The 8,461-nt window shown below is 62.8% G+C and carries 11 protein-coding genes; 9 read left to right on the forward strand and 2 right to left on the reverse strand.

Annotated elements, in window-relative coordinates:
* Positions 1–595: 595 nt before the first annotated feature.
* Positions 596–1,279: a SprT-like domain-containing protein gene (locus C7450_RS33270; RefSeq protein WP_110378693.1), complete on the reverse strand. Its 684-nt coding sequence runs from the start codon at positions 1,277–1,279 to the stop codon at positions 596–598.
* A 202-nt stretch (positions 1,280–1,481) separates the two neighbouring features.
* Between C7450_RS33270 and C7450_RS33275 the strand changes: the two genes are divergently transcribed.
* A complete protein-coding gene (locus tag C7450_RS33275) occupies positions 1,482–2,198 on the forward strand; it encodes a plasmid pRiA4b ORF-3 family protein (RefSeq protein ID WP_245450315.1) in 717 nt (238 codons plus the stop codon).
* Here C7450_RS33275 and C7450_RS33280 read toward each other — a convergent pair.
* A complete protein-coding gene (locus C7450_RS33280; protein WP_110378695.1) occupies positions 2,179–2,991 on the reverse strand; it encodes a tyrosine-type recombinase/integrase in 813 nt (270 codons plus the stop codon). The two genes, C7450_RS33275 and C7450_RS33280, sit on opposite strands and share 20 nt — an antisense overlap.
* Positions 2,992–3,136: 145 nt before the next feature.
* Here C7450_RS33280 and C7450_RS33285 point away from each other — a divergent pair, with 145 nt between their 5' ends.
* From C7450_RS33285 to C7450_RS33320, 8 genes are all read left to right on the forward strand, one after another.
* Positions 3,137–4,537: an ISKra4 family transposase gene (locus C7450_RS33285; protein ID WP_110378696.1), complete on the forward strand. Its 1,401-nt coding sequence runs from the start codon at positions 3,137–3,139 to the stop codon at positions 4,535–4,537.
* Positions 4,538–4,708: 171 nt separating this feature from the next.
* The gene (locus C7450_RS33290; RefSeq protein WP_110378697.1) at positions 4,709–4,918 is read left to right on the forward strand and encodes a ribbon-helix-helix protein, CopG family; all 210 of its coding nucleotides are present in this window, start codon (positions 4,709–4,711) and stop codon (positions 4,916–4,918) included.
* 195 nt (positions 4,919–5,113) lie between these two features.
* Positions 5,114–5,989 carry a helix-turn-helix domain-containing protein gene (locus C7450_RS33295; protein ID WP_110378703.1) on the forward strand — a complete coding sequence of 292 codons (876 nt, stop codon included), beginning with the start codon at positions 5,114–5,116 and terminating at the stop codon, positions 5,987–5,989.
* A gap of 282 nt (positions 5,990–6,271) precedes the next feature.
* Complete coding sequence (locus C7450_RS33300; RefSeq protein ID WP_110378698.1) at positions 6,272–6,943, forward strand: ParA family protein; 672 nt, start codon at positions 6,272–6,274, stop codon at positions 6,941–6,943.
* Positions 6,940–7,269, forward strand: a complete 330-nt coding sequence (locus C7450_RS33305; RefSeq protein ID WP_110378699.1) for a stability/partitioning determinant — start codon at positions 6,940–6,942, stop codon at positions 7,267–7,269. Before C7450_RS33300 ends, C7450_RS33305 begins: the two co-directional genes overlap by 4 nt.
* Before the next feature lie 71 nt (positions 7,270–7,340).
* Positions 7,341–7,619: a type II toxin-antitoxin system ParD family antitoxin gene (locus tag C7450_RS33310; protein ID WP_110378700.1), complete on the forward strand. Its 279-nt coding sequence runs from the start codon at positions 7,341–7,343 to the stop codon at positions 7,617–7,619.
* 4 nt (positions 7,620–7,623) lie between these two features.
* Positions 7,624–7,941, forward strand: a complete 318-nt coding sequence (locus C7450_RS33315) for a type II toxin-antitoxin system RelE/ParE family toxin (RefSeq protein WP_110378701.1) — start codon at positions 7,624–7,626, stop codon at positions 7,939–7,941.
* Positions 7,931–8,167, forward strand: a complete 237-nt coding sequence (locus tag C7450_RS33320) for a type II toxin-antitoxin system ParD family antitoxin (protein WP_110378702.1) — start codon at positions 7,931–7,933, stop codon at positions 8,165–8,167. The genes C7450_RS33315 and C7450_RS33320 overlap by 11 nt, the downstream gene beginning before the upstream one ends.
* The last annotated feature ends 294 nt before the right edge of the window (positions 8,168–8,461 follow it).

Raw genomic sequence — 8,461 nt, forward strand, 5'->3', positions numbered from 1 at the left:
CCATAGTGCTCGGCCGCGTCAAAAGGTGGGTTCTCGCCATGCTCGCGGCCTGCGGCCCCTGCGCGTGGCTCCGATCCCGGCCTAAGGCCGCTTTTGACGCAGCCTGCGCCCCTATGGAATCCTGAACCTGTCGGGACGAAGGGCGTCCCGCCCTTCGCTCCGCTCCGGGGTTCTCCACGCCTGCGGCGCGTCGAACAAAGGGCTGGCCAGGCCCCTAATGCACTTCCCCTGAGGCAGCTTGCGCGATCGTCACATAGCGCATCCCATGACAATGCAGGCATGGCGACAGTCGATAGCCGCGTCCGTTCTTGACGATCGGGCGTCATCGGGATTGGCGACGGTCTCCCAGCCCTCACCGTGGCATCGAGGGCATGGCAGCTTGTCCCGCAACCATTTCTGCTTGCGGTGGTGTTCCTTCAGGAGCGCGCGGATATGGCGACGGTCGCGAGCATCGAATATGTCGGCCCCCGCTTCCCCGTTCACGTAGGCGCGAATCTTCCGGTCGAGTTCGGTTTCCATGCGCGCTCCTTCCGGCCGGGCGATGAGCTGGCCCGCATCGTAGATCGCGCCCGATCGAGCGCAAGCATGGCGGCCGTCAGGCCACTTCGGCTTCCTCCTGGTCCTCGCCCTCCCCTTCCGGCTCCGGCGCTTCCATGAGGATTTCGCACTCGCCGCATATCAGGCGCGCGCCGGGCTTGGCCCAGGCGTGCAGCTCGCAGCTCGGGCAGGTGTAGCGGGTTTTGCTGGCCGACTTCGCCTTGCGCTTCCTGCGGGCTTCCGCATCGCCCCACAACTCCACATAGAGCGCATCGAAGCCGTCCGCATCCAGTTCGGCAAAGGCCGTCTGGAATGGCCCGCCTGGCGCAATGTAGTGCGTCATCTGCTGGCCGGTTTCCTTGCCGCCAGGCTGGCCGGTATCAGACGGGATCAGGCCGACCGTATGCATCTTCGCAGCCCATTCCTTGTTGTGGTAGGCCGCGCGCGAGGGCTTGCCGAAATGGTGTTGCCAAAGGTGGACCATCTCATGCACGAGCGTCGATAGGCTTTGCTCCGTGGTGCGGTCGCGGAAATGCGAGGGGTTGAGGGCGATTTCGTCGGTGACGGTCTTGCCGTCCTTGGAGCCGAAGCGCCCGCCCGCGAAATAGCCATAGGCCTTTTTGGCGCGCTGCAAGGTGACGAGGCAGGCCGGTAGCTCGCCGGCGAACAGGCGATCGTTGAAGAAGGCATAGGCGCGGTTCAGGCCGTCATAGGTCTTGGCGGTCGGGTTGTCGGAGATCATGGCGGCCTCGCGTTGTTTCGTACGAGACAAAATCCTACCTTTTTCCTGCCCCTGCTGTCAATCAAAATTGTATCGTACGGAACAAAAACGAGCGATCACCCCTCGAAAGCCCCTGCTGGAGAGCATGAGGAATTGTGTGGCAGGTGCTGGCGCTGGATGAATGCGGTATAGGCTTGGCGATAATTTTCGCCAAGGGCTGCCTTTGAAGCCGCGCCGCAAGAAAAGACGTCCGTCATCCCCGTCCAGTGAAGCCGAAACGCCTGACGGGTCGCCGACGATCCTGCAATTTCGTGTCTGGCTGAAGGGACTGAGCCCGATGGTGTGGCGGCGGGTGCAGGTGCCGGCGACCTTGACCCTGCGTGAGCTTCACGGTGTTCTTCAGGTTTCGATGGGCTGGGAAGGCATCCATCTCTACCAGTTTGTCGTGGATACGGTCCGCTACGGCTCATGGGAGTTGAGTGCGGAATCGCCGGACATTGGGCTCGACGCCCTGAAACTGCGCAAAGGCAGCCGCTTCCTGTACGAATACGACCTCAACATTCCGTGGGAGCATGAGGTCCGACTGGAAGAGCGGGCCGCCGCCAAACCGCAAATGCATTATCCCTGTTGTATCGGCGGTGCCGGCAATTGCCCGCCAGAGGATAGCAGCGGCCCCGAAGCCTGGATGTGGCGAAGGGACGAGGTACTCGGGCTGGCCCTGGACGAGGATCTCGTCATGGCGCTGGAGTTCATGCAGGAGATTGGCGACACTCGATCTCTTGCCATCCTCGACGATCCGGATCGGGCTGACGAATTTCGGGATCTGCTTTTCCGGATCAAGGTGCGTTCCGACCTTCTGGGGTTGCGGTTCGAACGGCGGAAAGTGAACGAGCGCCTGCGGCAGAGCGAACATCTCAATCTCATGCATCAGCAGATGTGACCTGCTTTTCAGCGCTGGCCCCGTCCGAAAGAAGGTCGGCGGCGAGAAGGGCAGCGTCGTCACCACGATTGTGCTGGATGCCGGTGAGTAATGAGCGCGCGGCTGGGGCAGTGACGCTATCGAATTTGCGGTGCAACGTAGCTGCGGTCGTTTCCGCATAGTGTCGGGTCGTCGTGATGTTCTCGTGGCCGAGGAAACGCTGCACGTCGGTGATGTCCATGCCGAGCCACAGCAGTTTCGTCGCCATGGTGTGACGAAGCAGATGCGGATAGGCCCGCTTGGTGATCCCGGCCTTTCCGGCAACCTGACGAACGATCTGGCCGACGCGCTGGCGGCTATAGGTGTAGGGCAGCGGTCCTTTGCCCCGTTCCCGGCTCTGGAACAGGGGACCGGCACGCCTTGTGCCGATATGCATCCTGAGCATCTGCGCCAGTTCGCGTCGGATCGGAACCTCTCGGCGTTTCGATCCCTTGCCGCGCACGACGACGATGACGCGCTCGGCCAGGCTGACATCCTCGACGCGCAGGCGGGTGAATTCGGAAACGCGCAAGCCGGTTTCCAACAGGGTCTGGAGCAGCAGGCCCGTCGCGCCACTCGCCTCATAGGCATGGTCGATGAAGGCCAGCTCTTCCTCGAGCGTCAGCCGGTTGATCGAGGTCCGCTTTTCCGGCGGCGCGGTCAGTCCGGCCTGCGCCCGGGCGCGTTTGATCACCGCCTTGCTCTGCAGATAGTCGATCCCTTCCCGGATCAGGATGGTGGCAATGGCGCTTGCGGCACGCTCGATCGAGGACATCACAATTTACCAGAGGCTTTCCGGATTGCTAACTGACGGGGTAATAGCATGGCTCCGGCAAATGCGGAGGATGGAAATGGGCGGTCCCGGCGTGACCGGTTTTCCACTCCGGCTGTTCTGGAAAACCCATTGAAAGAGGTGCGGCATGCAGGTTCGAATTGTCATGGAAATCACCGGCGACGACAGCGGGACGATCGACCGCGAGGTCATCGCGGATATGGAGAAGATCACGCAAGGTGCCGAGGATCTTGGCCTGTCGCTCGCCGAGGGCAAAGCCTTGCTGGCGAAACTCCAGCAGCGGATGGTGGAGACGCAGGTGGAATCATGGCTGAAGGAAAACCGCGTGAAGGACGGCCGCCGGTTGCGGCATAAGGGCTATTATCCCATCACCTTCCATACCCTGTTTGGCCAGGTTCGGCTCAAGAGCCCGCGATACGCCCTGCCGGTCAGGGGAGGAAGCAACGGTCCGGCGACGATTTCGCCGCTGCGGCAACTCATTCCCGATCACATTGCGCCCGAACGCCTCTATCTGGAAACACGCTGGGCCTCGCTGGTGCCCTATGCTGCCGCGGCCGACTTGCTGGCGGATGTGCTGCCGATCGACAGCGGGATCAACGCCACGACGGTGCGACAGCATGCGTTGCGCACGGCCGGCCGCATCGAGCGGGAGCTGACAGAAGAGCGGGTTTCCTTCATGCAGGATTCCTGTCCGCGCGACTGGATGGACCTGCCGATCCCCGATGGCCGCATCGTCATCGGCCTGGACGGCGGCTACATCCGCGACCGCAACGACCGGAAGAAGAATTTCGAGCTGATCGTCGGTCGCTCCCTGCCCGAGAACGGCGATCCGCGCTATATCGGCTTCGTCCATGGTCATGATCGCAGGCCGCAACGCCGCATTATCGACCATCTCAAGAAACAGGGCGTGCAGGCCAACCAGGATATCACCTTCATCACCGACGGCGGAGAGGAAGTGCGGTCACTCGCCGAAATGATCGCGCCGGCCAGCGAGCATGTGCTTGACTGGTTCCACATCACCATGCGCATCACAGTCCTTCGCCAGTTCGCCCAGGGCCTTCATCATCATGACGAGGAAGCCGGCAACGGAATGCTGGACATGCTCTCCAGGATCAAATGGTATCTGTGGCACGGCAACACCTACCGGGCTCGCGAGGAGATCGATTGGCTGATCGACGATGCCGAGGCCCTGGAAACCGACTATCCCACCATGAGAAGGTTCCTGACGGCGATCGGCGAGTTCCGTTCCTACATCGCAACGAACCACGCGAGCCTGATCAACTACGGCGAACGCTACCGGTCCGGAGAGCGGATATCCTCCGCCTTCGTCGAGGCGACCGTCAACGCCGTCGTCAGCAAGCGCTTCGCCAAGAAGCAGCAAATGCAATGGAGCCGGACAGGCGCGCATCTCCTGCTGCAAACCCGAACGCAAACCCTCGACGGATCGCTGCGGTCGACATTCGAGAAGTGGTATCCGGGTATGGCAAACGACTATCGCGACGGCACTGAAAAGCGCGCGGTCGCATGACTGCCACACAATTTCTCATGCTCTGGCGCAAGCGCCGGCATCCGATTCGCAGGCCGAGTCGCGCCGAGATCGAGGCGTGCAGCGCCGTCACGCGACCCTGAAGCCCCACGATTCCAGCGGTTTGGATTCAAGGGGTTGTAGAATCACAGAGAATCGGTGTTTCCTGTAACGATGGCTCGCACAGAACGACCCACCCGCGAACGAGTGTCCGCCCATCGGGAGCGGTTGCGGGCGGCTGGCCGCATCTATGTGAACACCGACCTTCCCGTCGATCTGGTCGCACAACTTGACCAGATCAAGGAGGAACGGGGCGCGGCATCGCGCGCGCCCATAATCGAGGAAGCCGTGAGGTTACTTATCGAGAAGCAGCAAGGAGCATAACGGCAAAACGCCCGATCGGTGGAACGATCGGGCGTTTTATAGGCCGTCAGACACACTGTAGATCAGGGGTCCGCTAACTCTCCCCTTATTTACGCCAGAGCACTCCAATCCGCAAGATTGATTCTTGCGGGAACGGGTGAGTCGTGCCTGCCGTCCACAGCCGTCATGTCCTCCGAACGGAAGGACGAGAGGCATATGTTGAGGACGCACATCGCGGCCGCGATCGGCTGCGCGCGCAGGAACACGCTTGATGAAATCATGCGGGAAATCTGGACCCGGCACGGTGCCGGCCAGCTCAGTGACGACGAGGCCGGGGAGCTGTCGGCGCAGGCCCATGAGCGCCGGGCCGTCTTGCGGGGATCGGGACAGGGAGCCTTTGGCCTGGTCATGCCCCCTCCCCCCGAGCGTTGCCCGACGCCGGTTCGCAGGCACAGCCATTTCAAGGGTCGCTCCGAGGCCCGGATATGGCGGCCGACCAACCGGCAGGAGGTGCAGAAGGTCTTGCTTGCCGCCAAACGCTACGAGCTGGCCGAGCGCCAGAAGGGCGAGCGCACCGGCCCGCTCGGATCGGTGGCGATCGAGGTGTTGGAGTTTTTCGTGAACCTGGTCGATTTCCGCACCGGCCGGCTGGAACCGTCCCTGGACACGATCATGGGGAAGGTCCGGCGTTCGCGTGACGCCGTGGTGCGGGCGCTGAAGGCGCTGCGGGCGCATGGCTTCCTCGACTGGCTGCGGCGTTACGAGCCGACCGGCAACGAGGGGCGTGGCCCCCAGGTGCAGCAGGCGAGCAACGCCTATCGCCTGTCCCTGCCGGAAAAGGCGCTGCGGCTTCTCGCCCGGTTCGGGAAGGCCCCTCCCCCGCCCGACGACCATGTTGCCGCCCAGGCCACCCGCGCGGCCGAACTGGACGCCTACAAGAAGGCCCTGCCTCTCGATGAACTGGCGGTGTTCGAGGCTGGCGATAACCCGCTAGGACGGGCGCTCGCGGCCCTTGGAAACGTCTTGCAGAAACGTGAGTCCGCCAAGCAGACTGAATCCCCATCTAATCTTTATCTAAGTGTGAAAACATAAGCGGACGCCGCTGTTCGGGCCGCTATCGCGGCCCTGCGGCGGTTCCGATCCGCTTATAGGGCGGATCGGGAAGCGGAAACCTCACAGCAAAACCGCAACGCTTGCGCCTGCGGCCACCGTTGCATGGGCTTTCGAAAGGGAGCATGGGGCTACGGCGGCGTGATGATAGATAGCTGTTTACTAGCGGCTAGACATTTATAAGCGGATTGCAAGCGGATAAGTAACGGATTATAAAAGCCGTGCAGCTAACATGCTGCTAGTTATCAGATGATCGGAGGGCGCATGGCCGTCATATCTTTTGTGTCGAGCAAAGGCGGGGTCGGCAAGACTACTTCCGCCGTGGTGCTCGCCGGCGAATTTGCGGCCGCCGGGCGCAAGGTCGCGTTGATTGACGCGGACCCTAACAGGCCGCTTCTCGCTTGGTCGCAGCTCCGGCCGCTCCCCGAAACCTTGCGCATCGTGGTCGATGACTCGGCCGAAACCATCATCGACACGATCGAGGATGCCCGCGCCGAGGCAGATTTCGTGATTGTCGATCTGGAAGGGACGGCAACGGATCGTATCGGCTTCGCCGTCGCCCGGTCGGATTTGGTGCTGATCCCGCTGCAAAGCTCGGTTCTGGACGCCGCCGAGGCGGCGAAGTCGGTCAAGCTGGTGCGCCAGATGTGGAAGGTAGCGAACCGCGAAATCCCGTATCGCGTGTTCTTCACGCGGGTTCCGCCCGCGATCCGCGAGCGCACGGCGCGCGACATAGAACGCCAGTTTTCCGGTGCTGCGGTCCCGGCGCTGCCAGCGACCTTGATCGACCGGGCGGCTTATCGGACGCTGTTTTCCCTAGGCGGCACGCTGCACGAACTGGAATCGACCGATGTGTCCGGACTGGAAACCGCCAGGGAGAACGCGCGCGAATACGCGCAAGCCGTCATCAATGCGATCAGGGGAGGGGACGCATGACCGGCGACGACAAGAAACGCGCCACGCTCGACTTTGGCGACGACCTGGACACACCGCCGGCCCCGCCCGTCGATCCGAACGCGGTGAAGGCCGCGACACGTGCGGCGGGCTTTCGTGAGACGCCCAAAGCGACCGAGCTGTTTCCGTCCTCGCCAGGACGGCCAGCCCGCCGCACACGGCGCAAGACGGGCCGCACGGAGCAGTTCGCGACTAGGCTGCGGGCCGATACGCTCGAAGCGATCTACGCCTATGCCGACCGGCACGAGATCACGCTTGCCGAGACGATCGAGCGGGCTGTGAGCGCACTTGTCGAGGGGGAGGGGTGAGCGGTTCCCGATCGCGCCTATATATGATAGTGTTCAATCCTACTTAGCGCGATCCATGACGGGAGATTCCCATGCGCAGCACGCAACAGTTCAGCGTCACGTTGCCGAACGAAATGGCGCAGATGGTCAAGACCAAGGTTTCGTCGGGCGAGTATGCCAGCGAGAGCGAGGTTATCCGCGACGGGCTGCGCGCCTTGCAGGCGCGCGACAAGGCTCTTGAAACTTGGCTACGCACCGAAGTCGTCGCCGCCGCTGACGAGTTGAAGGCGGACCCGTCGAAGGGACGGACCCCCGAACAGGTGTTGGCATCGTTGAAGGCCGAGACCGAGCGCCAGATGAAAGCTCGGTAGGAGCATGGCGCATCGCGTTATCTTTTCGCCCCGGGCCGAGGCGCAGCTTGTGAAGCTGAATCGAGACATCGGCGACAGATCAGCGCCGGGGATCGGGGAGCGATATACGGCGGCGATCGTCAAATATTGCCTCGCTTTTTCGACCTTCCCGCATCGAGGCACCCGGCGCGACGATATTTGGCCGGGCTTGCGGACAGTCGGATACCGCCGGCGCGTGACGATCGCGTTCGAGGTGGTAGATGACACCGTGAATATCCTTGGCGTCTATTACGGCGGCCAGGACTATGAAGCGGATTTACGAGATGAGGAAGATGAAGCCTAGCCGCCTTGCCCGCGAGATCGCGGAAATGACGGACGCGCAGCGCCGCCTCCTCTGGATTAAGGGGGAAGCTGTCCGCGACGAGACCGTTGAACACTGGCTGCGCACGGAAGGCGTAGCCGCCTATGACGAGCTGAAAGCCGACCCGTCGAGAGGACGGACGCCCGGACAGGTGCGTCAGCGCCTTGCGGACGAGCGCGGGCGTAGGGAAGCGGAACACGATAGATAGGTTGGTCCCGGTGTGCATCCCGCCCCCGTCCGTCCCTACGGCCCTAGATGATGAGAGCGGGCCGGCCGGGGGCTGGCGCCGCGCCTGGCCAGCCCTTTGTTCGACGCGCCGCAGGCGTGGAGAACCCCGGAGCGGAGCGAAGGGCGGGACGCCCTTCGTCCCGACAGGTTCAGGATTCCATAGGGGCGCAGGCTGCGTCAAAAGCGGCCTTAGGCCGGGATCGGAGCCACGCGCAGGGGCCGCAGGCCGCGAGCATGGCGAGAACCCACCTTTTGACGCGGCCGAGCACTATGG

The sequence above is a fragment of the Chelatococcus asaccharovorans genome (assembly GCF_003201475.1).
In the GTDB taxonomy this organism is placed as follows: Bacteria; Pseudomonadota; Alphaproteobacteria; order Rhizobiales; family Beijerinckiaceae; genus Chelatococcus; species Chelatococcus asaccharovorans.

Excerpts from the sequence above, each read along its gene's own strand:
- C7450_RS33270 (WP_110378693.1), bottom strand. The coding sequence starts at position 1,279 with ATGATCTCCGACAACCCGACCGCCAAGACCTATGACGGCCTGAACCGC.
- C7450_RS33310 (WP_110378700.1), top strand. The coding sequence starts at position 7,341 with ATGCGCAGCACGCAACAGTTCAGCGTCACGTTGCCGAACGAAATGGCG.
- C7450_RS33285 (WP_110378696.1), top strand. The coding sequence starts at position 3,137 with ATGCAGGTTCGAATTGTCATGGAAATCACCGGCGACGACAGCGGGACG.
- C7450_RS33305 (WP_110378699.1), top strand. The coding sequence starts at position 6,940 with ATGACCGGCGACGACAAGAAACGCGCCACGCTCGACTTTGGCGACGAC.
- C7450_RS33290 (WP_110378697.1), top strand. The coding sequence starts at position 4,709 with ATGGCTCGCACAGAACGACCCACCCGCGAACGAGTGTCCGCCCATCGG.
- C7450_RS33320 (WP_110378702.1), top strand. The coding sequence starts at position 7,931 with ATGAAGCCTAGCCGCCTTGCCCGCGAGATCGCGGAAATGACGGACGCG.
- C7450_RS33295 (WP_110378703.1), top strand. The coding sequence starts at position 5,114 with ATGTTGAGGACGCACATCGCGGCCGCGATCGGCTGCGCGCGCAGGAAC.
- C7450_RS33300 (WP_110378698.1), top strand. The coding sequence starts at position 6,272 with ATGGCCGTCATATCTTTTGTGTCGAGCAAAGGCGGGGTCGGCAAGACT.
- C7450_RS33280 (WP_110378695.1), bottom strand. The coding sequence starts at position 2,991 with ATGTCCTCGATCGAGCGTGCCGCAAGCGCCATTGCCACCATCCTGATC.
- C7450_RS33315 (WP_110378701.1), top strand. The coding sequence starts at position 7,624 with ATGGCGCATCGCGTTATCTTTTCGCCCCGGGCCGAGGCGCAGCTTGTG.